This is a genomic window from Thermogutta terrifontis (genome assembly GCF_002277955.1).
GTDB classification, from domain to species: Bacteria; Planctomycetota; Planctomycetia; order Pirellulales; family Thermoguttaceae; genus Thermogutta; species Thermogutta terrifontis.
In genome coordinates this window covers 1,384,543-1,406,500 of record NZ_CP018477.1, presented here as the reverse complement: position 1 = coordinate 1,406,500, position 21,958 = coordinate 1,384,543, and the positions used below count along the sequence as shown (strand labels likewise).

General features: G+C 57.6%; 23 protein-coding genes. 4 read left to right on the top strand and 19 right to left on the bottom strand.

The annotated features are described in order from the left end of the window. Positions 1–169: 169 nt before the first annotated feature. Positions 170–847, bottom strand: a complete 678-nt coding sequence (gene phoU, locus THTE_RS05355; RefSeq protein WP_095414468.1) for a phosphate signaling complex protein PhoU — start codon at positions 845–847, stop codon at positions 170–172. Between the two features lie 526 nt (positions 848–1,373). On the opposite strand from phoU, the gene THTE_RS05345 reads away from it, so the two are divergent. The 3 genes from THTE_RS05345 (at position 1,374) to THTE_RS05335 (ending at position 4,803) form a co-directional block, all read left to right on the top strand. After that, on the top strand, positions 1,374–2,783 hold the full coding sequence (locus THTE_RS05345; RefSeq protein ID WP_157731783.1) for an OprO/OprP family phosphate-selective porin: 1,410 nt from the start codon (positions 1,374–1,376) through the stop codon (positions 2,781–2,783). 114 nt (positions 2,784–2,897) lie between these two features. Next, positions 2,898–3,566: a hypothetical protein gene (locus THTE_RS05340; protein ID WP_095414465.1), complete on the top strand. Its 669-nt coding sequence runs from the start codon at positions 2,898–2,900 to the stop codon at positions 3,564–3,566. A gap of 346 nt (positions 3,567–3,912) precedes the next feature. Then, positions 3,913–4,803: a hypothetical protein gene (locus THTE_RS05335; RefSeq protein WP_095414464.1), complete on the top strand. Its 891-nt coding sequence runs from the start codon at positions 3,913–3,915 to the stop codon at positions 4,801–4,803. Positions 4,804–4,829: 26 nt separating this feature from the next. Here the strand turns inward: THTE_RS05335 and THTE_RS05330 are convergent, their stop codons facing one another. Next, on the bottom strand, positions 4,830–5,816 hold the full coding sequence (locus tag THTE_RS05330) for a class II fructose-bisphosphate aldolase (RefSeq protein ID WP_095414463.1): 987 nt from the start codon (positions 5,814–5,816) through the stop codon (positions 4,830–4,832). A 1,001-nt stretch (positions 5,817–6,817) separates the two neighbouring features. Between THTE_RS05330 and THTE_RS05325 the strand changes: the two genes are divergently transcribed. Then, positions 6,818–9,937: a DUF4091 domain-containing protein gene (locus THTE_RS05325; protein ID WP_095414462.1), complete on the top strand. Its 3,120-nt coding sequence runs from the start codon at positions 6,818–6,820 to the stop codon at positions 9,935–9,937. Between the two features lie 73 nt (positions 9,938–10,010). Here THTE_RS05325 and THTE_RS05320 read toward each other — a convergent pair whose 3' ends face one another. The 17 genes from THTE_RS05320 to rplE all read right to left on the bottom strand — a co-directional run bounded on the left by THTE_RS05320 (position 10,011) and on the right by rplE (position 21,942). Beyond that, on the bottom strand, positions 10,011–11,315 hold the full coding sequence (locus THTE_RS05320) for an outer membrane beta-barrel protein (RefSeq protein WP_095414461.1): 1,305 nt from the start codon (positions 11,313–11,315) through the stop codon (positions 10,011–10,013). A 467-nt stretch (positions 11,316–11,782) separates the two neighbouring features. Then, positions 11,783–12,460, bottom strand: a complete 678-nt coding sequence (locus THTE_RS05315) for a bL17 family ribosomal protein (RefSeq protein ID WP_095414460.1) — start codon at positions 12,458–12,460, stop codon at positions 11,783–11,785. A 47-nt stretch (positions 12,461–12,507) separates the two neighbouring features. Beyond that, on the bottom strand, positions 12,508–13,500 hold the full coding sequence (locus tag THTE_RS05310) for a DNA-directed RNA polymerase subunit alpha (RefSeq protein WP_095414459.1): 993 nt from the start codon (positions 13,498–13,500) through the stop codon (positions 12,508–12,510). Between the two features lie 48 nt (positions 13,501–13,548). Next, positions 13,549–14,175: a 30S ribosomal protein S4 gene (rpsD, locus tag THTE_RS05305; protein ID WP_095414458.1), complete on the bottom strand. Its 627-nt coding sequence runs from the start codon at positions 14,173–14,175 to the stop codon at positions 13,549–13,551. Between the two features lie 139 nt (positions 14,176–14,314). Next, positions 14,315–14,701 (bottom strand): 30S ribosomal protein S11, encoded by a 387-nt coding sequence (rpsK, locus tag THTE_RS05300; protein ID WP_095414457.1) that lies wholly within the window; start codon positions 14,699–14,701, stop codon positions 14,315–14,317. Between the two features lie 178 nt (positions 14,702–14,879). Then, positions 14,880–15,263, bottom strand: a complete 384-nt coding sequence (rpsM, locus tag THTE_RS05295) for a 30S ribosomal protein S13 (RefSeq protein ID WP_095414456.1) — start codon at positions 15,261–15,263, stop codon at positions 14,880–14,882. A 76-nt stretch (positions 15,264–15,339) separates the two neighbouring features. Then, complete coding sequence (gene rpmJ, locus THTE_RS05290) at positions 15,340–15,453, bottom strand: 50S ribosomal protein L36 (RefSeq protein WP_095414455.1); 114 nt, start codon at positions 15,451–15,453, stop codon at positions 15,340–15,342. A 113-nt stretch (positions 15,454–15,566) separates the two neighbouring features. Continuing rightward, a complete protein-coding gene (gene map, locus THTE_RS05285) occupies positions 15,567–16,418 on the bottom strand; it encodes a type I methionyl aminopeptidase (RefSeq protein WP_095414454.1) in 852 nt (283 codons plus the stop codon). A gap of 54 nt (positions 16,419–16,472) precedes the next feature. Next, the gene (locus THTE_RS05280) at positions 16,473–17,036 is read right to left on the bottom strand and encodes an adenylate kinase (protein ID WP_095414453.1); all 564 of its coding nucleotides are present in this window, start codon (positions 17,034–17,036) and stop codon (positions 16,473–16,475) included. Positions 17,037–17,124: 88 nt separating this feature from the next. Beyond that, complete coding sequence (gene secY, locus THTE_RS05275) at positions 17,125–18,486, bottom strand: preprotein translocase subunit SecY (protein WP_095414452.1); 1,362 nt, start codon at positions 18,484–18,486, stop codon at positions 17,125–17,127. A gap of 54 nt (positions 18,487–18,540) precedes the next feature. After that, positions 18,541–19,041, bottom strand: coding sequence for a 50S ribosomal protein L15 (gene rplO, locus THTE_RS05270; protein ID WP_095414451.1), 501 nt, complete (start codon positions 19,039–19,041; stop codon positions 18,541–18,543). Further along, positions 19,038–19,529 (bottom strand): 30S ribosomal protein S5, encoded by a 492-nt coding sequence (rpsE, locus tag THTE_RS05265; protein ID WP_095414450.1) that lies wholly within the window; start codon positions 19,527–19,529, stop codon positions 19,038–19,040. The genes rplO and rpsE overlap by 4 nt, the downstream gene beginning before the upstream one ends. A 29-nt stretch (positions 19,530–19,558) precedes the next feature. Next, positions 19,559–20,056, bottom strand: a complete 498-nt coding sequence (gene rplR, locus THTE_RS18365) for a 50S ribosomal protein L18 (protein WP_095414449.1) — start codon at positions 20,054–20,056, stop codon at positions 19,559–19,561. 109 nt (positions 20,057–20,165) lie between these two features. Next, positions 20,166–20,711 (bottom strand): 50S ribosomal protein L6, encoded by a 546-nt coding sequence (gene rplF, locus THTE_RS05255; RefSeq protein ID WP_095414448.1) that lies wholly within the window; start codon positions 20,709–20,711, stop codon positions 20,166–20,168. A 55-nt stretch (positions 20,712–20,766) separates the two neighbouring features. Then, positions 20,767–21,162 carry a 30S ribosomal protein S8 gene (gene rpsH / locus THTE_RS05250; RefSeq protein ID WP_095414447.1) on the bottom strand — a complete coding sequence of 132 codons (396 nt, stop codon included), beginning with the start codon at positions 21,160–21,162 and terminating at the stop codon, positions 20,767–20,769. A gap of 16 nt (positions 21,163–21,178) precedes the next feature. Further along, positions 21,179–21,364: a type Z 30S ribosomal protein S14 gene (locus THTE_RS05245; protein WP_095414446.1), complete on the bottom strand. Its 186-nt coding sequence runs from the start codon at positions 21,362–21,364 to the stop codon at positions 21,179–21,181. Positions 21,365–21,396: 32 nt separating this feature from the next. Next, entirely contained in the window at positions 21,397–21,942 is a 546-nt protein-coding gene (gene rplE, locus THTE_RS05240) for a 50S ribosomal protein L5 (RefSeq protein ID WP_095414445.1), read from the bottom strand. Positions 21,943–21,958 lie beyond the last annotated feature (16 nt).

Below are 21,958 nucleotides of genomic sequence, written 5' to 3'. Positions count from 1 at the left end.
TCAACGGCTCATTGCCTCCAAGCTCAGTGCCGGTGGCCTGGGACGTCTGCCTCGTTGTGGACGCCCATGTCCCGAAGAACCAACGGGCGATCTGAGTAGACCCGGTCGAGCAGGGTGCGATGTCATCGTTCGCTAACGCCGCGGCACTGTTTTCGAAAGGCTTATCGTTTCAATCCTGGTCTCGGTCGCGGAACCGGGCGGGATGCCTGACAATATGGCCCCGAACGAGATAAATGACGTCCTCGGCAATATTCGTGGCATGGTCGGCGACGCGTTCCAGGTTGCGGGAAACGGCCAGCACCTGGAGCCATGTTTTGACCTGATCGGGATGTTGCTCGATCAGTTGCTCGACCTGCTGGCGAATCGCCTTTTTCTGGGCATTGACAGCTTCGTCCCGCTTGCACACGTCCTCGGCCGCATCGGCATCCCCGTTAACCAGGCTGTCCACACTTTGCCGCAACATTTCCTGGACCTTTCGCCACATGCCGTCCAGATCGAACGGCATCCGCACGGGCGGCATCTGGGATAGTGTTCGGGCTTTGCGGGCGATATTGACCGCCAGATCCCCAACCCGTTCCAAATCATTGTTGATCTTGAGAACAGTAATTAGGAATCGAAGGTCAGCGGCGACGGGCTGATAGAGTGCGAGGACTTTCAGGCATTCTTCCTCGAGCTCGACTTCGAACTGGTCAATCTTGCGGTCGCCCGCTTCCACCTCGTCGGCCAACTGCGGATCCCGATTGAGGACCGCCGTTATCGCTTTCTGAAGTTGTTGCTCCACCTCCCCGGCCAAGCTGAGAAGCCGTCCGCGGAGCCTGTCGAGTTCACGATGCAAGTGGACGCTCATTTCACCGATCTCGTACAGGGATTGGCATTCCAGTGACAGTGGGTCTGACGATTACCCTTCTGAGACACTCACCGTCATGCTTTTTGAGGATGCGGATTGTCCTGTCATTTTAGGCGATGATTCCCCTGGCAGAAAGCCGTTTCACACAACGGGGGCAATTATCGTTGAAAAACCGTCTTGCAGAAGCTCCCCCAAAATGAGGGCACTGAACGGAATCCCATGTAAACAGGCCGTTCGCCAGGATTGTTCCCCGGTTTGATGGCGCAACCACCGCGGCCACCGACGCGGTAAGATAAGCAACTCTTTCGCGCAAAAGCACAAACGTGGAAGTGCAGGTAATCTGCGGCATTCAGAGCAAATATTCCTGAAGCGCAAGCCGTGCGTCGGAAGCTGTGTGTAATAAAGCAAGTGCCAATGAGGAATCGATTCAGCAAAATGCCCGCGACGGAATGTCATGCTGTGCGCTTGTTTCCTGCTCGCCAATTTCAAGGAAGCTGACAAAACCCACGGATGGAGGATCACTCCCATGCTCACACAACGAAGATGCTGGTGGAAACTGAGTCTCGTCGCCGGCACCACATGGGCGGCTCTTTGGGCGAGCTCCCTGTGGGCCCAGAACTCTTCGAATGCCTATCAGTACCTCGATCCGGCCTACATTGTGGGCTCGCAAGCCGGGCCGTCTGCCAGCGGATCACAAGACGAGCTGGCCCAGCGAGTGTCCCAGTTGGAAAAGGCCCTGGCCGACATCAAGGCGAAAGAAGCGGCGGCGGCCAAAAAAAATGCGGGAAAAATGTCGGTCAATGTCGACGGACGCGTCTATGTCGATGCCGTGTCCTTCGGCCAGGGGGCCGGTAGTATGGCGACATTCGGCGACGCCCAGGATACCGTGCAGTTCCGCACGGCACGCCTGGGGGCGTTTGGAGAAGGGTTTGATGTCTTCAATTACAAAATCGAAGTCGACTTCGCAGCCCGAGATTCAACCGACGATCAGCATACCTCTTTCAAGGACGTTTACATCGGCGTGAAAGACCTACCATGGTTGAACTACGTGCAGATCGGACATTTCAAGGAACCCTTCTCTCTGGAAGAGCTTACCTCGAGTCGATACATCACCTTCATGGAACGGAGCACCCTCAACAGTGCCTTTGTGCCCGCTCGAAATGTGGGCGTCGCCTCGTACCATGTCTCCGAAAACGAACGGATGACCTTTGCCTTCGGTGGGTTCCGCTCGATTAAGGACACCCCACCTTACGCAGCCAACGATAACGGCGGCTATGCGTTTACCATGCGGGCAACCTATTTGCCCTGGTACGACGAAGCGACCAGTGGCCGCGGACTGTTGCACCTGGGTTTGGGTTACAGCTATCGCGATGTGGATGATCCCAACCAGCGCATTCGGGTTCGTCCCGAAGTTGCCGTCGGTCCCCGCGTCGTGGATACCGGCATCATCACCAACGTGGAAGATTACCACCTGCTGGATCCGGAAATCGCTTTCGTCTATGGGCCGTTCTCGATCCAGTCGGAGTATCTCGTGGCCTTCTACAATCGCAGCGCGGGCGCCGATCCCACTTTCCACGGGGCGTATGTCCAGATGAGCTACTTCCTCACGGGAGAGAGCCGCTCCTACAACCGCGAAAAAGGAGCGTTTGATCGCGTGAAACCTATCGAGAACTTCTTCCGCGTGCGAACCTGTGACGGTGACGTGGAAACCGGCTGGGGTGCCTGGGAGCTGGCATACCGGTACTCCTGGCTCGACCTGGACGATGCGGGTGTGCTCGGGGGAACCACTGCCGACCACACCTTCGGCATCAACTGGTACTGGAATCCTTACATGCGGTTGATGTTCAACTACGTCCATGCTCAGGTGAGCCCGGCTAACAACGCGCCTAACTCTGACATCAACGTCTTCGAAATGCGTGCCCAAGTGGACTTCTGACAGGCTCTGCTAAGCGAGCCTCAGATGAAGAACTCTCCGACATAAAGTCAACAAACACGTCGGGATTTTCGTGCGAAATACCAGGAAGGCCAACCAACCGAGGAGGATAGGTCGATGAGTCCAAAATACTGGTGGACGGGACTATTGCTCGTCGTGGGTGCCCTGAACCCTGTTTTCGGGGGTGACCCGACAGAGGTGCGTGGCTCACCCGGGCGATGCGCTGTCTGTGGCCGGCCGGGACCGTGCCAACAGAAGGTCTGCCGCATCGAGTGCGGCGTTGAAAAGATCAAAAAATACTGCTGGTGCGTGGAAGCCGCGGATGTGTGCACGATGTTGCCCAGCCATCCCGGGCGATCCTGCGATCCCGGCTGCGATGCCTGCGGCGCTGCCGACGGCTGCGACCTGGGATGCCAGTCCTGCGATTCCCGCGCGCGGCCTTCCGGAATTCTGTCGGGCTGGATTTACGACCTCGGTCACCAACGGCCCTGCCCGGTTCCACCTCAGGTCGGCCGCACCCGATCCATCAAAAAACTCGTCAAGAAAGAATACGAAGTAGAGGTGCCTGTGTACAAAACTGTGGTCCAGTACGTGTGTGCGGAGTGCCTGGCGGCTCAGGCCTGTGGGGTTTGTGCTCCTTCAGGTGAGGGATCACCTGCCCCGAGTCCAAGCCCTGCCGATCAGAAGCCGGAGGCTGCCCCGAAGCCGGATGATTCGGCCAGTCTGAAACCGGCCACCGTCTCCGAGATCCAGGCGGTGAATCTGGCCCCACTTCCACCGATGTGAACATTCCTGAGGGAAGACGCCGCGAAGCAATCACCAACAAAAGGCGTCATCCATTTCCTCCTTTCTCGGCGGCCGGGGCCCTTTGCCCCGGTCGCTGTTTTCTTACGGTCCGAGCGGGTCGCTGCCTTGGCCACGTGGACCTCATCTCGCACGCTAAGTCCTGCTCAGGCACCCAGTTCCGCGTGCTGCCCTGCCGCGTGCCGCCATAAAGACCCTATTGCCGTTGACGTGGGCATCGAAGATCGTTACTCTAAGTCCCCCTATGGGTGGGAAGACGTATGGGACAGGTCGGCTATTTGCATAGTTAACTCAGTTATCTGTTTGCCGCACGGACGCTGGTTTCCGCATGCGCACCTGGAGAGGCGCAACAATTCACGAGCTGACGCTGCACGTGCTGAGGGGTGTGCTCCTTCTGGCTGCGGCTGGATGCACGCAGCTTCAGGTGGGCCACAAATCACCCCTGAATCCACCCATTATGAATACAGACAGCGCTGCAGTGGATATCTTTTTTGTACGCGTCCCTTACGGCAATCCCATCGTGGAAAAGCTCTGGAAGAGTGTTGACGAGCAGGCGATTCCCGCGGAGACCCGTAAAGAGCTTTACCGCAACGGATTCCGAGTGGGACGGATCGCCGGTCCCCTGCCGCCGGAACTTGCCGATCTACTCCGTCTAACTGACGCCCCGGTCACTCAAGATACTCTGGAAACAATAGAAGATCCCGGTAATGCTGATGAGTCGGCCCCCGTGCGGCGCCACCTCCAGACCAAGCCTCATCAACGGGCAGAACTGCTTGCTTCCTCGGTCTATGACGAACTACCGCTGTTGCGGCGCGACAGCAACGGCCAAATCGTCGGACAGACCGTCTATCGCGCTCAAGGAGTCTTCGCGATGACGCTCGCTCCCAAGCCGGACGCAACGGTCTGTATTCAACTCGTACCGGAAGTCCATTACGGGGAGCCCCGTGTTCAGCCCGTTGCCACGGAAGGACTCGTTCGGTGGGAAATGCGGAGAGACCGCATTGTCCTGAATGACCTCACGATCAAGATGGACCTCGCGCCGGGTGACATGCTTCTTTTAACGTGCGTTCCTGATCAACCCGGCAGCCTGGGCGGCCGCTTTTTCACCGCGGCGTCCTCCGGAAAACGAGAGCAGAAGCTCATCGCCATCCGCCTCTCACAGGTGCAGAACAATCCCAGTTTCCAGGGGAACACCGTCGCGACCGCCCCGCTCCGCTAGATCGATTCGGGCTGCGGTGCCGTCTCTCACACCCGAGCCGTCAACAGAGACCGCACCTCTTTCAATTGACCCGCTGACCCGAGAACCTGATTCTTGTGGATGATGTACTCGGCATAGGCGGCCATGAATACCTTACCGGGCGTCCGCGGATCGAAGTCTTCCGGCTTATCGCGGAAGGACTCGCGATAGATCGCACACCAGACGAGTCGGCCGTCTGTATCGATGTTGATCTTGCACACTCCCAGCTTGGCCGCCTTCAAATAGTCAGCCTCATTGACGCCGCTGGTCTGGGCAAGCTTCCCGCCAGCCGCATTGATGCGGTCCACCCATTCCTTAGGCACACTGCTGGCCCCATGCATCACGAGGGGATATCCCGGCGGCAGGGCCTTCTGGATTTCCGCGAGGCGATCCAAACGCACTCCCTGTTTGCCGGTGAATTTATAAGCGCCGTGGGAAGTTCCAATCGCCACCGCCAGAGAGTCGCAGCCGGTCAAGCGGACAAACTCAGCCGCCTGGGCAGGATCAGTGAGGCAGACGCTCCCCGCCACATCTTCTTCCACGCCGCCGAGTTGGCCCAATTCGGCCTCCACAACGACGCCTTTCTTGTGGGCATAGTCCACCACGCGCTTGGTGATCTCGACGTTCTTCTCAAAAGGCTCGTGGGAAGCGTCGATCATCACCGAGCTATAGAAACCGCTGTCGATGGCGTCGTAGCAGACTTCTTCCGTTCCGTGATCCAGGTGAACGGCAAAGATGGCTTCCGGGAAAACCTCCTCAGCCGCTCGGATGATCGCTTCCAGGAAGCGTTTGTCGGTGTAAGATCGCGCGCCGCGGGAAATCTGGAGAATGAACGGGGCGGCAAGGTTTTCGTTGACGGGCTCGTCGTTCTTTTTGACCTTGCCCAAATTGCCGCGGAACAGTCCCACCGCCTGTTCCAGGTTGTTGATGTTGTAGGCACCAATGGCGTATTTGCCGTACGCATGCTTAAAAAGTTCAGTGGTCGTGACGATCATCTCAAGCACTCCTCAATCAAGCGATTTGCGGATGGGAGACCCTGAAACCGAAAACATCTTTTGGGTGCCCCGTTCCACCACTTGCAACGTGCAGCATCAGTTCCGTCTCCAAGGCACTCTCGCTGCTTCACTCTCAGAAGTGCTGTTATACTGTGGCATCGGAGAGCGGCCGACACATCGCGCCCTTAAGTATAGACTTTTCCGAAGCTTTTTGACAAGTGGGCAGGCTCGATCTGGGCACAGTTTCTTCGTTTAAGACATACTGTGGCAAAAGCACACTCTCGATCAGAGCCACCTCCCGCCCGGGCTACTCTCGTCAATTCGGGCCGTGCATCACAAAACCGCATTGACGCCTGATCCATCCCCATCTTCGCGAAAACCACTGAGACGGCATGGGGACAATCTAATTGTAGGGGCCATTCACGAATTGCCCCTACAGTGTCGGAGGGACCCGCTTGTCGGGTCCGCCGTTTGACATTGGATCATCCATTCCCTTTTCCCGGGCACGACAAGCGTGCCCCTCCGACCTTTTGGAGGGACCTGCTTGTCACGTCCGCCGCTCAACGTTCGATCATCCATGGCCTTTCATCGGGGACTGAAGTCCCGCGCGGAAAGCGGGGCTAAAGCCCCGCACTCCATGGAGTGCGGCGATTCATCGCCGCTTTTCGGTGAAGGCTTTAGCCTTCACTACCTTGGCGTTGATCCGGATGGAGCCGGGGGCACCGGTCGCGGTAGAACCCGACCCTCCATTCCACACAATGGAGGGACACGCTTGTCGTGCCCGCCGAAACGCAAGGCTTGCCCCCACGTCGGAAAGCGGACCTGACGAGCAGGTCCCTCCGGTTGTATCCGCTCCGACGCAAGCCAAATGGACAACCGCGGCCCTGTCGGCGGAGGAAAAGTCAGGTATTGGCACCTCTTGTTTTGTTCCCCTCTGATTTAGATGATGGAAGGGCGTTTTTCATCCTGGATTACCGGCTCGTTGTTGAGTGGAGTTCGCCATGGCCCCTCAGTTTCTGCGTGCCGATAACGTTTTTGGTTCACAGTCTCTTGGCCCTGAACTTCGGGTGAAGGAAGCTCTAACCCCATTCCGCCACGGGAGTTGGGTCGCCGTCATTCTTCTGGCGATGTTCTTCCCAGTGCCGGCCGCTGGTAACGAAGCCGTGGGGCTTTCCCTGCCTCCCAACGGAGATTTCCGAGCGGGCGAAGCCGAACCAGTAGGATGGCGTCTGTCTGGTGGGAGCGGACGGTGGGTAGAAAAGGACATCCTCGAAGTCACCGGGGATGGCCGGGGGAGTAATGCGTGGATGGCACAGGTGGTCCTCCAACCCGGCGCGCGATATGTCATGACTGTGAAGGGGCGTCGGCTCGGCGCTTCGGGTGGTTGTGCGATCATCGGTCCGGCGGAAGTCAATCACGACTGGACGTTCCCTGATACCGAATGGGGCGAATTCCAGGCGGCCTTCCGTGTGCCGGATCAGGTGACCACCACACAGTTTCGCCTCGGTCAATGGGAGGTGCGGGGCACCATTCAATACGACGCTGTACAACTCCGACCGGCCCTGCCCATCTACAGCAAACACGGGGCGATTACCCTTGGCCGCGGGGAAAGAATCGAGAACCGGCACTATCTTTTCAACGCGTTATTCAACCAGTACGGCAGTAACGATCATCGAGTGTTGGAGCGGGCAACGGCGGGGTTCAACACATCGCGATGGGTTATTTCTGGCCAAAATGAGGTCATCTATCACTTCAATCTTCCCGGCTGTCAGTTCGTCCGGGGACGGCTCGTGGTCAACATCAACTATTACACCCGCGGTGCCCTCAGTGTCGCCATAAGCAGGAACGGAAAGGCCTGGACCGAAATCGCGCGGGGAGACAAATTGGGGGCCGTGGAAGTTTCTCTCCCGGGAGAACTTTTGCCTGCCGCCGATCTGTGGCTGAGGCTGCGGGGCGCCACTTCGGACACCTCACTGCAGGTGGACAGTATCATATTCGAGGGTGAGCTCGATAAAGAACTACCGTCTGTAACCGGCCAAACGATTTATGGTATTCTTTCCGAGGGCTCGCTACCGGCCGGTGCGTCATCTCTTGGCCTGAGTTACTTGGGCTTCTCGGAAAATGGCCAGCATCTGTTTGAAATATCTTTGCCTTCCGAGTCAAGCTATGATTTTCGCGTATCGGTGAACGCTCCGGACGGCACGGCGATCCTCCAGGACCAAGTGCTCGAACCTGGCCGGGTGAGGGGCTCGCGTACGCTGGGCTTTGCCATCCCCGTAACAACTTGCGGAGTGTACAGAGCCTTCCTGACAATTCAGCAGCACGGCCGAGCGCTGGGAGTCTTGGAGATCCCGCTGGCCGTCCACGAGTATCACCGCGCGGATTATGGAAACTACCTGGCGAAGGCCGGCCCTGTCGTCCTATGGTGGTGCGAGGCAGATTGGAAGATCGCTCGGAAGCGACCGGCCCCCAAGGACGCAGGTGGTTCGTCGGGCATCACCGTGATGGCCGCCAAAGGCGATCATGAATCCGTCCAACTGGTTCTTCGTCCGGAGGATGGCACCACACTGGAACGTGTTGAGGTCAGCAATCTTCAGGGGCCAAAAGGTTATTCCATTGATGCGGGGAACGTCACCGTCCATCGCGTCTTCTACCATTTTGTGCATACGCCCACGGACCCAACGGGAGTCGTCGATTGGTGGCCGGACGCTCTCCCCCCGATCCAGTATCCGCTATCCCTTTCTGCCGGAATGAACCAGCCATTGTGGGTCACGATTCGCGTACCCCGAAACGCCGAAGCGGGGGAATACCACGGGGAGATTCGGCTGACCGGCACGGGATGGCAGGCCGTGGTACCGCTTCAGCTCAAGGTCTGGAATTTCGCCCTGCCTGAGCGGAATCACCTTGAAACGGCGTTCGGATTCGACTGCTGGCAGGCCTTTCGGTATCACAATGTGCAAAGCGAGGAAGATCGCCGGCGTGTGCTCGACCTATACTTCCAAAGCTTTGCAGACCACCGAATTAGCCCCTACAATCCCACTCCCCTCGATCCGTACCGCGTGACATTCGACCCCAAAGCGGAACCTCCGCGAGCTGTGATCGATTTTTCCAGGTTCGACAACGCTATGGAAGAAGCCATCCGGCGGTACCATTTCACAAATTTCATGGTCCAAATTCAGGGGATGGGTGGAGGCACGTTCCACTCCCGCGTGGAACCTTCCCTGGCCGGTTTCGCGGAAAGCACTCCGCAATACCAGGCACTCTTCAGTAGCCAAGTTCGGCAGATTGAAGAGCATCTCCGCGAGAAAGGGTGGCTTCACATGGCGTATGTTTACTGGTTCGATGAGCCAGAGCCCAAGGATTACGAGTTTGTCAAAGCCGGAATGGCGCGATTGAAGAAATACGCCCCCGGCCTGGCCAGGATGCTCACCGAGGAACCGGTGGAGCCGCTTTATGGTTATGTGGACATCTGGTGCCCCATTAGCCCCAATTACGACCACAAAGTTGCTGAAGAACGTCGGCAATTGGGCGAGAGATTCTGGTGGTACATATGCACCGGCCCAAAAGCCCCGTATTGCACCCTGTTCATTGACCATCCCGCAACCGAACTGCGGGTGTGGCTTTGGCAAACCTGGCAACGGCGAATTTCTGGAATTCTCGTTTGGGCCACCAATTACTGGACTTCCTCCGCTGCCTTTCCGGACGGCTTTCAGGATCCGTACGACGATCCGATGTCATATGTCTCGGGTTATTCGACCCCTAAAGGGGTGAAACGGCATTGGGGAAATGGCGATGGCCGCTTCATCTATCCGCCTCCAGAAGCCTCGGTGCCCGGGAAAACGGACCATCCGGTGCTTTCGCCACCGGCCTCCAGTATTCGCTGGGAAATGCTCCGCGAAGGCATCGAAGACTACGAAATGCTCTGGCTGCTGGCAGATTTGCTTACCAGATATGGCAACCAATTATCCCCGGAGGAGCGAGATAACTTCGCGCAATTGCTGGAAGTCCCCCCACAGATCACCCGAGACATGACGACCTTCACGCGGACTCCCGATCCCATCTATCAACGGCGTGCGCAAATCGCTGCCGCGATTGAACGTCTCATGTCACTACAAAAGTGAGTGACCATAAAGGAGAGACGCCGGCTCATTGAGCCGGCGTCCAGGTGGGCTGACTCGTTTGAATGATCACCTGTCAGAAGGTCACGATAAAGTCGCAACCAAGCAGGAATTGGTTGTCGCGGTCGCCTGCGTCGTAGGGGAGGACAGAGACTGGGCGGTTGGCGTCAAACCAGTCCCAGCGGACTTCCGGACGCACGCGAAGATTGGGGTGCGGCGACCAGTTGAAACCGTAGCTGATTTCATAGAAGTCCCCCGGGAACGGCCCGGTCGCGCGATTTCCATCCCCAATGCCCGCTACCCGGACACCGTCCTCGTCGCGGAACCATTCCACCCGCAGGCCCGTCTGCCAGCAGGGATTGAACTTGTAGTACAGGTAGTTGGTGATACCGTACCACTGGCTTTTCCCGGTTTGCGGATCTTCGGACTCACCAAAGGTATGCTCAATAACCCACTGGAGTCGTGAAGTGACATTCCAGGTCCCGACCAGGCTGTAGATCGTGATGGGCCGATCGATGCCCTGTTCATCCGCGGAAATCCCAAACCCGATCCCGAAGCGATCGTCCTCGCTCGTCCAGCGGACTGCACCTAAGAACCCGATCGCGTTCCGACCATCGGTATCGTCGAACTGATCATTACCCCGCTGGAGCCCTGCCGTGACCACCAGCCGATTGAACGACCGGCTGAGCAAAAGCCCCGTATGCGTGAAGGGCTGGCCGTACTGGTGGGAATAACTGTGCGAATAGAAAAAGTTTTGCGTAACAGGAACCGCCTCATAGCCGACCGGCGAATAGAAGTGACCGCCTCTCAGCGTCCAGCTATTGTAGGCCACGTCGAAATAGAACTGGGGCAGAGCCACCTGATAGAAACGTTCCGTCTGGTTCCAGTCCGATTCCAACCCATCAATCGCCTGGGTGAACCGAGCATCCGTTCCATAGAGGACATCCACACGGCCACCCCAATCCCAGCCGTAGCCGCCGTTGTTGATACGCCGTTCCAGATAAAGGTTGAGCTGGTTCATCTGGAACTCCTGGTCGCGGTCGTTGAACGTGACCACACCGTTGTAATTGTCGGCGGGATTATTGGCGACGACACTGATGCCCGCGCCCACCCAGCCTCCGAACTCAAAACCCCACCGTTCGAGAAAACCGGGCGTGGGCAGTTTCCACGGGTCGGTGGGCCGGCACGGATCGCAGTAGAAGAAATCGGAGAGAAATCCACCACCGTCGTAGCTGCTGCACGTGTTGCAGCCCGGGACGCCGGCCGCTCCATTCTGTCCCGACCAGCTCGTTGGATAGACTTGGGCCTGCAGGCTGCCTGCGCCCAGTCCAAAACACAGGCAAGCGGCTGCCAGTTTGCCAAAAAGGGATTTTTTAGTCATCCTTGACTCTCCACGATTAGGTACCACAGTTTGCCCAAGAGGGTGATGCCGGTCTCGGTAGTGTGTGTTCACCCCGATGGGAGCACCAGTAGACCGTCAACACACGCCTAAACGTCCTTTTTGAATCATCGGAGAAAGCACCCGCGGTTTTTACGAAAAACACGGATCCTGCACAACAAAATAGAAAAGACAACCATTTTCGATAAGGTGCAGAAAACTCTATCCCCCTAAGTCCAGCGCGCGTTGGTTACGTCGGGAGCGACATTAGAGACAATTCATCCAGAATATCCCCACCATTAAACAACCCAATTAACGCAGATTTTTTCGCTTTACCTATTTTTCCGAGCAGCGCGCAATAAAAACGGCGGAGCCAATTGCCTCCTGACTCCGCCGCCATTTCGATCGCGAATTTCGTCCGATCCTTCTTAATGTAGGCCCCAATCGTGCCAGGTCCGAAACCCTTGCCCTCAAGTGTTTGTTTGTTCCCCAGCGGATTGCTCGGTCGGTTGACTGGATGCCTGCGAGGCTTCCAGTGCCTGCGTTGCCGGGGGTGAGGGTGGCGTTTCAAGCACCGGCTCGGACTCAAATTCCGGTTTGATCGTTCGCCGGCGCTTCACCCGATCGTTTCGCCCCACAAACTCCAGAATCGCACGAATTCCCGCGTCGCCCACGCGCCGCTTGGCCAGCCGCACGATCCGCGTATATCCGCCCGGCCGATCAATAAACCGCGGCGCGACACGTTCAAACACGATCCGCATCGCCTCCTTATTATTACCGAGAAGGCGGAGCACCCGCCGCCGTGCGGCCACGACCGGTGCCATTTTGCGATTCCATTCGTACCAGGCCTCGCTCTGCCGCCACGCCCGCCAGGCCTCTGAGTTCCGCGGCGCCGTCGGTTCCAGCCGCTTGGCTTCCTCGAGCAACGGCAGCACTCGCTTGGCTATCGTAATGCACTTTTCGACGAGCGGGCGAACCTCCTTCGCCTTCGCCAGTGTTGTGACGATTCGCCCTCTCACGTACGGCTCTTCCTCCTCGAAGATGAACTCGCCTTCCGTGAGGAACAACGCCGATGCCAGGTTGCGCAGCAAAGCACGTCGATGACTCGGGCTACGTCCTAAATATCGACCACGTTTTCTATGTCGCATGGCAGCTAACCGTATTCCCTACATTCATTTCTAGCCAATGGCTGCGTTTAGACTGCTCCTCCCGAGGTCGCCGGCGACCGCATGCCCAATCGCAATCCCAAAGCCGCCAGCTTCTCCTTGACCTCCGCTAGAGCCGTCTCACCGAAATTCCGCAAATCCAGGAGTTGCTCTTCCGTGTGAGACACCAGATCGCGTACCGTTCGGATATTCGCAAGCTCCAGAGCATTCAGCGTGCGCGACGACAGCTTGAGATCCGTGATCGGCATCCCCAGCTTGGCATCCTGACTGGGTTCCAATCCGGCGACACTCCGCCCATCCGTAAATACCTTCGGTCCGAGCTCGTTATACTGCACAAACGGGTTGAGATGCTTGCGGAGAATCTTGGCCGCTTCCACCAGCGCCAGCTCCGGTGTGATCGACCCGTCGGTCCAGATTTCCAGCGTCAGCTTGTCGTAGTTTGTTTTCTGGCCGACGCGGGTCTCTTCCACTTCGTAACGAACTTTCACGACCGGGCTGAACATCGCATCCACCGGGATCACGCCAATCTCCGAAATCTGTGGCGTGTGCTCGCTGGCCGGAACATAGCCGCGGCCGTTTTCCACCGTCATTTCCATCACAAACGGCACGTCGTCGGTGAGCGTCGCAATCACATGATCCTTATTCACAATCGTGACCTGGTCGTCCGGCTCAATGTCCGCTGCGGTGACGACACCTCGGGTGTGCCTGTTGATTCGCAAAATCCGCGGCTGAGAGCTGTGATTGCGAACCACCAACGACTTCACGTTCAGGATGATATCGGTGACATCCTCGACCACACCCGGCAACGAAGTTATCTCGTGGAGCGCGCCCTGAATCTTCACGCGCGTTACGGCACTCCCTTCCAGACTGGACAGCAGAATCCGTCGCAGGCTGTTGCCGATCGTTGTACCAAACCCCCTCTCGAACGGTTCGGCGATGAATTTTCCGTACCGATCCGTAAGGGTGCTCTTATCGCAGATGACCTGACTCGGTAGCTCGAGCCCGCGCCAGCGTACACGCATACAACGCCTCCAGTTTGAGATCCCAATATCGCTTTACCGGTTTCCCCCTCACCGAGAGCAGAACTCGATCACCAACTGCGGCTGCACCGGAATGGAAACATCTTCCAGGGTTGGGTTACGGAGCACATGCCCTTCCGGGATTTGGCCGGGAATGAGGTTCAGGAAATCCGGCACGTTCGGCTGCCGCTCCTCCAAATTGCGCTTGACAAGTTCGAGACTCCGCGGCCGATTCTTGACCGTGATAACGTCGCCCGGATTCACCAAATAACTCGGAATATCGATCCTCCGGCCGTTCACGAGAATGTGACCGTGACGCACGATTTGCCGGGCTTGTGCCCGCGACAGTCCAAAGCCCAGTCGGTAAACAATGTTATCCAGCCGTCTTTCCAGAAGTGACAGGAGCACCTCACCCGTGTTGGTGGGCGAACGGGTGGCCATCTGGAAATACCGGCGAAACTGCCGCTCGAGGACCCCGTAGTACCTCTTGAGCTTCTGTTTTTCCCGCAGGTGCAGCGCGTAGTCGGTAGGCTTACTCCGCAAAACCCCCTGCATACCAGGAGTAGCCTTGTGCCGTTCAAAAGCGCATTTGTCGGTGTCGCACCGCGTTCCTTTCAGAAACAACTTCATGCCCTCGCGGCGGCACAAGCGACACACTGGTCCCGTATATCGAGCCATTTTGCTACACGTCCTTCCAATCAGCCTTTCAGTCGGATCGCCTTGCGAGAATTATCTTGACACTTTCAAAGTTCAACCACTTCGACTCACTGCGTCGGACCACGCCGATGCGAACGAACCATCTTCACGCCTTTGCTCATCAAACGCGACGCCGCTTTTTCGGCCGACAACCGTTGTGCGGCAGCGGGGTCACATCCTCGATCGACTTGATGATCAGCCCCGCCGTCTGAAGAGCGGTGATCGCGCTCTCGCGGCCAGCGCCGGGGCCCTTCACTTTGACCTCTACTTCTTTGACCCCCATTTTGATGGCCTTCTCGGCGGCCTGCTGCGCCGCCATTTGGCCAGCATAAGGAGTGCTTTTACGGCTTCCCTTGAAGCCGCAGGTACCCGCGCTTGCCCAGCACAGCGTTTCTCCCTTCAGATCCGTCACCGTGACCATTGTGTTGTTGAAAGTCGTCTTGATGTGCACAATGGCCTGCGTGACGTGACGTCGAACCTTTTTCCGTTTACCCGTTGCCTTCGGCACGACCTGACCTCTCCTCCAAAAGAGCTTCTAACGCTCTAGAACACCTTGACCTTGTCTCCAACAACCTGCCCAACAACAAACCCCTGGGAAAACTCAAACTACTCAAACAGCGTACAAAATCGCCGCGATGATACCTGACTCACCATCCTGGCATGCCACAAAGGGCACGCCTGGCTGATCACCGCAGGTCCTTGACGCCTTTCTTTCCGGCGACCGTCTTACGCGGACCTTTCCGCGTCCGGGCATTCGTCCGCGTCCGCTGTCCCCGGACCGGCAGACCACGACGATGCCGAATCCCCCGATAGCAGTTAATTTCCTTCAACCGGTTGATGTTCTGGGCTATCTGTCGCCGAAGCTGACCCTCAACGACGTAGTCTTTATCCAGGAGCGTCGCCAGCCGGGCCAGTTCATCCTCCCGCAGTTGATTCGCGCGGATGTGTGGGTCGATCCCTGCCTTATAGCACAACTCCTTGGCAATGGCGGGACCAACGCCGTAGATGTACCGCAGCGCGATGACGATTGGCTTATTCCCGGGAATATCAACACCCAAAATTCTTGGCATTTCTGAACTCCGCCGTCCTCTTAGTTATATTCCGGCTATTTTTTATCACCTTAAGTGCCTGCGCGGTCCCTGCCTCCTAACCCTGCCGCTGCTTGTGCCGTGGGTTGGAGCAAATGATGTACAGGCGGCCCTTTCGTCGGACCACCTTACAGTTACCGCACAGCCGTTTGACACTTGCTCGCACTTTCATTGCCGATTATCCCCCGTAACAGTCCTTCGGAGTAGGCAAAAATTCAAGTATAACGCTCTTAGGTGAGAATGCTCAAGCGTCCCCACCCCACAATGGCCCTCGGGTGCAGGGCATCATGAAGATTGTTTTTCGATTTCCAGAAGGGCCAGACACCCCTCCTTTTCAGGATCAAACCCCATTTGCTCGTCCATCGGACCGAGTGGCCCCGTCAGGACGTATGGCCCTTCTTCGGTGATTGCAACGGTATGCTCGAAATGGGCGCTCGGCTTTCCATCTGCCGTTAGTTGGGTCCAGTAATCACGGCTCAGTCTCACCTTTTTGGTGCCCAAATTGACCATCGGCTCGATGGCGATCACCAACCCTGGTTGGAGACGAAAATCCCCCCGGCGGAGGAAAAATTCGTTGACAAAATTGGGCACCTGGGGCTCTTCGTGCATTTGCCGCCCGATTCCGTGCCCGACAAAGGCCTCGACTACGCTGAAGCCGTGGCTTCGCACGTAGTCCTGCATGGCGGCCGCCACCTCGCTCCAGTAGGTCTTCTTCCCCGCCAGTTCGATGGCCAGATCCAGGGTCCGCTTGGTCACATCCACCAGTCTGGCCACCTGCGGCGCCACATTCCCAACGGGAATTGTCACCGCGGCATCCCCACACCAACCATCGACCCGGCATCCCGTATCAACGCTGACGATATCCCCCTCCGCGATGACCCGCTCCCCAGGAATTCCATGAACGACCTCGTCGTTCACCGAGATACACGTCACGGCGGGGAACGGTACTTTGCCCGGGTATCCTTTAAACAGCGACTCCGCTTTGCACTTCCGGTAAAACTCTTCGACGGCCTGGTCAATGTCTTTCGTTTTCACGCCGGGCCGCACGAGTGCCTTCACAAGCTGGAGGGCCTTCCATACGACCAGCCCCGCCTTCCGCATTTTTAGGATTTCGCTTCGCGAGCGCAAATTGATCACACCTCGTAGACTCCCTGGTCTCTTCGGAGGCCCCTCCCGCCGACCTGCGGCTCATTACGCCCCGGCAAACTCGTCGAGGATGGCACGAATACGCTCGAAAATCTCATCCACCGTCCCCACCCCATCGACGCTGCGGAGCAAGTTTTTTCGGCGGTAGTAATCCAGCAGGGGCTCTGTCTGCGTTCGATATGCCACGAGTCGCTGGCGAATGACTTCCGGTTTATCGTCCGCCCGACCTCGTCCGGCCAAACGCCTGAATAACTCATCCTCCGGAACCTGCAATTCCAGCACCACATCGAGCGGGGTATTCTGGGAAGCCAGCATCGCGTCGAGCGCCTCCGCCTGCGCGATCGTCCGGGGAAACCCATCCAGTAAATAACCGCGGCGGCAGTCCGGTGATTGCAGACGCTCCCGAATCAGGTCAATGATGATGTCGTCGGGGACCAATTCCCCCCGCGACATAAATTCGTCGGCCTTCAGCCCGAGGGGCGTCTTAGCGTCCCGGGCCGCACGGAGCATGTCACCCGTGGACAAATGCGCGATCATGTACCGTTCGACAATTTTCTGCGCCTGGGTCCCTTTTCCCGCTCCCGGAGGCCCAATGAATACGATTCTCATCCTCTGTACCCTCGCCCGAAGCCAAAACGAAACGACTCATCCGCCCCACCTTTAACCTCACCGGGGAATGTACCGAACGAAGCCCACGTTACTCTAGCAAGCCCTTGTAGTTTCTCATCACGATGTGGCTATCGATTTTCTGCACCAGATCGAAGGCGACGCTCACCGCGATGAGAAGGCTCGTGCCGCCGTAGAACTGAGCGATCTGATAGTTGACTCCCAGCCAGTCCGCGACGATCGTCGGGATAATCGCCACCGCCGCGAGAAAGCCCGCCCCCACATAGGTGATTCGCACCATCACCTTTTCGAGATATTCCGCAGTGCGACGCCCCGGCCGATAGCCCATGATAATGCTTCCGTTGTCCTTGAGCTGCTCGGCAATCTCATTGGGGTTGAAAGTGATCGCAGTCCAGAAGTAGCAGAAGAAGTAAATCAACCCGATGTACATCGCGTTGTACCAGAAACCGTCCCCACGGTGAAAGACATTAGCGAGGGCGGCGATCCACGCCGATCCGGGATACCAATGGGCAAGCGTCTGGAAAAACGTCAGCGGGAACAGCAGGAGACTGCTGGCAAAGATGATCGGCATCACACCCGCCTGATTGACAAGGAGCGGCAGATAATCCCGAGCTCCCCCGTACACACGGCGACCTCGCACGTGCTTCGCACTCTGCGTGAGGATCCGCCGCTGCGCGCGGGTCATATAGACGACTCCCGCCACAACCGAGACGAAGAGGACAAACAGCACAGCCAGGGTGTCGAACCCGAGTTTGCCGCCAGTGCTGCTTAGCTCAAGCCCCTCGTCGAAAACTGGCCGCAGCTCCTGATACAAGGCCGGGATCATCCGGGCCAAAATTCCCGCCATGATAAGGAGGCTAATCCCATTACCCACGCCGTACTCATCGATCTGCTCCCCCAGCCACATAAGGAAGGTGGTCCCCGCCGTCATCGTAATGACGGCCATGAGGAACCAGGAGAAGTAAACGCCCTGTCCTTCGCCGTAGGTATACTCCGGGCGCACGAATCCCTGGGCGCTTAGCCAGGCCACATACATCCAGCTCTGGATGATGCAAATTCCCACAGTGGCGTAGCGCGTGTACTCGTTGATCTTCTTATAGCCCGCCGGCCCCTCCTTCTTCAGCTTTTCGAGGGGCGGATAAACACTGGCGAGAAGCTGGAAGATGATCGATGCCGAGATATAGGGCATGATTCCCAGGCCGAAGATGGTGGCCTGGTCCAGGCGGCTGGCCGCGAACACGGTGATCTGATCCAGGAGGTCGCGGAACCCACCGGCGGCCTCGCTGCGGAAAATGGCTGTCATCCGCTCGGTATTGACGCCCGGCACGGGAATTTGCTCACCGATACGGTAAATCGCCAGAAGGAGAAGCGTTAGCAGGATCTTCTGACGAAGTTCACGGATCGTGAAGATAATGCGAATTTTTTCCCACATACACCGGACCGTCCCGTGTCAGGCACTGCCAGCTAATCCATTTTCACCGCGTCATCAGGTCGTGGCCGCCTTCTTCTGTTTCTTTTTTTCCTCCACGGGTGTTTTACCCGGCAGAACCACCGCCTGACCACCGGCCTTTTCAATCTTTTCTTTCGCCGAGCGGCTGAACCGATGGGCTGCAACGACGAGCTTCTTGGTGAGCTCGCCATCGCCGAGAATCTTCACCTCGTCAAACGCCCCTTTGATCACCCCCCGCTCCTTGAGGACCTCGGGGTTCACCTCGCTCCCATCGGCAAACAGCTTCTCAAGGACCTCCACATTGACCTCGGCAATCCGGGGTGCGAATCGCGCGTTATTGAAGCCCCGCTTAGGCACGCGACGGATAAGGGGCATCTGACCGCCTTCAAAGCCGGCCTTCTGACGCCAACCGCTCCGGGACCGTGCACCCTTATGCCCACGACCGCAGGTCTTTCCGTGTCCCGAGCTGGGTCCCCGGCCGACTCTCTTTCGCGCTTTATGTTTTACGATACCTCGGTTGACCTGATCAATATTCATGCCAGTGATGTCCCTCTCAATCGTTCAACCTCAGCCCTCGATCGCAACTGTTCGAGGGCGTTCATCGTGGCTTTCACCAGGTTGATGGGGTTGGTATTTCCGTAGCTTTTGGTCAGGATGTTTTTGATCCCGGCCGCCTCGCAGACCGCCCGCACCGCCGCACCCGCAATGACGCCCGTTCCCGGTCCTGCCGGGATGAGCACGACCTTGGCGGCTCCGAATTCTCCCCACACCTTGTGGGGAATCGTGCCATCGATAACGGTAACCGGCTTCATCCGCCGCATTCCGTCTTTGATCGCCTTGGCAACGGCCGGTGGGACCTCATTCGCTTTTCCGTACCCCCAGCCTACTTTGCCCATGCCGTCACCAACGACCACCAGCGCGGTAAAGCTGAACCGGCGTCCCCCCTTAACGACGGCCGCGCACCGGCGGACGCTGAGGACTTTTTCGATCAGTTGGCCACGGATCGGTTCAAGGTCTGTTGCCATGAGTGACCCTTACTTCTCTGTATCCACAATCAGGATTTGTTTTTCTCCCCACCTTTGCCTTTATTGGTGGCTTCGGCCTTGCCGCCACCTTTTGTCTTCTGGCCTTTCTTGTCAGTTTCTTCCTGTACAGAAGCCGCCTGAACCTCCTTCTTGGGCCCGATATCCAGCCCAGCATCGCGGGCAGCATCCGCCAGGGCCGCCACCCGACCATGATACTTATACGGTCCGCGATCGAACACGACCTGGCGAATACCCGCGGCCAGGGCCCGTTCAGCGATGATGCGTCCCACCACGGTGGCCGCCTGGATGTTGCCACCATATCCGCCCACCATGTCGCGGATGTCCTTTTCCACCGTGCTGGCCGCCGCCAGGGTCCGCCCCTGGGTATCGTCGATAATCTGGGCGTAAATATGTTTATGGCTGCGGAACACGCTCAATCGGGGTCGCGTGGAGACCCTCTTGAGTTTGTTACGCACCCGATACATTCGCCGCAACCGTCGCCGCTGTAAACGTTTAAGCTGACTCACGGCTCACTCTCTCTTATGCTGTGTTTTCTGTTCTCGGACCGCCTGCTTCCTACAAGCTCATCACACTGATCGTGCCAGCAGACTCTGACAACCTGCCGCGGTTCAAACACTACTTCGCCGACACCTTTCCTTCCTTCATGCGGATGTGCTCGCCCTGATACCGAATGCCTTTGCCTTTGTAAGGATCGGGCTTGCGCAAAGCACGGACTGATGCCGCGAAGTTGCCGACTTTCTGTTTATCAATTCCCCGAATCACGATGTGCTGCTGATCGGGGCAGGTCACTTCGAGCCCGTCGGGAATCGGCACCTGCAGCTCGTTTGCGTATCCCACGCGAAGCTGCAGCGTCCGCCCCTGCACCGCCGCGAGGTAACCGACGCCTACGATCTCCAGGCGCTTTTCGTAGCCCTGGGTTACGCCAACAATCATGTTATTGATCAGGGCCCGAGTCAGCCCATGCAATGCCCGGGCCAGCCGTGTCTCCTGCACCCGCTGCACCACAACCTGGTGCGGCTGTTGCTGCACAGTGACCTGGACTTCCGGACGATGCTCCCACTGGAGTCGCCCCTTGGGCCCCTCCACCGTGATGAGCCGTCCCTCCACGGTTACTTTAACGCCTTGAGGAATCGGTACCGGACGTTTTCCTATTCGCGACATGGCAGCTCACTCATCCTCGCCTTTGAATTCGCGTGGCCGTCGGCCGTGGTATCTCTCACCACACTTCGCACAGGATCTCGCCCCCGACATTCCGCGTCCGCGCTTCCCGGTCGCTAAGGATCCCGCGACTGGTGCTGAGAATGAAAATTCCCAATCCGTTGAGCACGGGCTTCAGGTCGGCCGCCCGGCTGTAAATCCTCCGCCCAGGTTTGCTGATCCGACGTATGTGACGAATGACCTGTTCGCCGTTCGGACCGTACTTCAGATACAACCGCAACGTGGCACGAGGCTGTCCCGGAATTTCTTCCCAGTCCCAGATGTACCCTTCTCGTTTCAACACGTCAGCGAGTCCGCGCTTAAGCCGGGACGCCGGCACATCGACATGGGGCCGCTCCACGCGGATCGCATTACGAATCCGGGTCAGCATATCGGCGATTGGGTCGGTCATCATAGGCACGTTTATCCCTTTACCAGCTCGCCTTCATCAAACCAGGAATCATCCCCTGATCAGCCAGCTTGCGGATACAAATCCGGCACAGGCCGAATCGGCGATAGAAGCCTCGAGGTCTTCCGCAAATCCGGCACCGGTTCCGAAACCGCGTGCTGAATTTGGGCTTTTTGTGGAATTTTGCAATTTTGGATTTACTCGCCATCGGTTAAGTCCTGTTACGCCTGGCAAATCCAGTTACTCGCTTCTGAACGGCATCCCCAGAAGGCGAAGCAACTCTCGCGCTTCATCATCATTTTTCGCTGTGGTCACGATGCAAATGTCCATCCCCTGGGTTCGGGAATACTTATCCGGATTCAATTCCGGAAAAACCATTTGCTCGCTCAACCCAAGGGTATAATTCCCCCGCCCGTCAAACGAGCGTGGATTGAGCCCCCGAAAGTCGCGAACCCGCGGTAGGGCGATAGAAATGAGCCGATCGAGGAACTCATACATCCTCCGCCCACGCAGGGTTACCTTGCACCCGATGGCCATTCCCTGGCGAACCTGAAAGCCGGCCACGGATTTTTTGGCACGGGTGACGACGGCCTTCTGACCGGCAATCTGGGTGAGTGCATCCACGGCCTCGTCGAGGTACTTCTTTTCCTTCTTAGCTTCTCCCACCCCCATGTTGATCACGATCTTTTCGAGGCGGGGAAGCGAGAGGATATTCTTCCGGCCCAGCTTTTTCTGGAGGGCCGGTATGACCTCTTTCCGATATTTTTCCAGCAACCGCGGTTCCATAGTCCATCAATCTCTC